Origin of the sequence: Agromyces aerolatus (genome assembly GCF_031432255.1) — a bacterium.
GTDB lineage: Bacteria > Actinomycetota > Actinomycetes > Actinomycetales > Microbacteriaceae > Agromyces.
Genome location: NZ_JAVKGQ010000039.1, coordinates 1 through 642, shown reverse-complemented (window position 1 = coordinate 642; position 642 = coordinate 1). Strand labels below are relative to the sequence as shown.

The window sequence follows — 642 nt, the reverse complement described above, 5'->3', positions numbered from 1 at the left end:
CGTCCGGGTCTTCACGGAACGTCAACGACCGCTCAGCATGCAACCGCTCATCGGCAGGACCCACGCCGTCGGTGTCGAGTTGGGCGTACGCGGTGGTGACCGCGCGTCGCACCAGCGACAGCGGCTGCCGCGCCGCGATCTCGACCAGTCGCTGCTCGTACGAGCCCACCCGGGCGGGGTCGGCGCGGAGTTCGACCCGGCGGAGCATCCCGGTGATCAGGTTCGCCGCCTCCATACTCAGCCGCCCGGTGTCGAGCGCGGCGCGTACGTGCGGGAACTTGGCCGGCATCGTCCCGGTGAACGACTGGCGTTCCTGGGTGGCTTGCCCGACCGCGACCAGCCGGGCTGCTTCGCCTGCCGCGCCGCCGGTCGCGGCTTCGATCAACCGGATCGGGCTGGCATGCCCGTGCTGTTTCGCCAAACCGTTCGCACCGAACTCCGGCGCCGACCGCCGCGCCACCTCAGCACTGGCATGCGCGAGGAACGCGTCTACCATTCGTTTGACCTGCCCCGCCCGCTCGATCACCCGCACCAACCCCGGCCCGCTCAGCTCCTCGAACCCTCGGCCGTCAGTGCTCGCACCCGCGTGGGCCGCGTCACTGGCGTCAACGCCGCCCGTCCCACCAGCCGCCCCACCACCGT

1 protein-coding gene is annotated in these 642 nt (G+C 71.5%); it reads right to left on the bottom strand.

Translation table 11 applies throughout. From position 1 onward, the window contains the following. Nucleotides 1-532: DUF222 domain-containing protein (locus RH864_RS19185; RefSeq protein WP_310519183.1), on the bottom strand; the 532-nt coding region annotated here is incomplete at its 3' end. Between the last annotated feature and the right edge of the window lie 110 nt (nucleotides 533-642).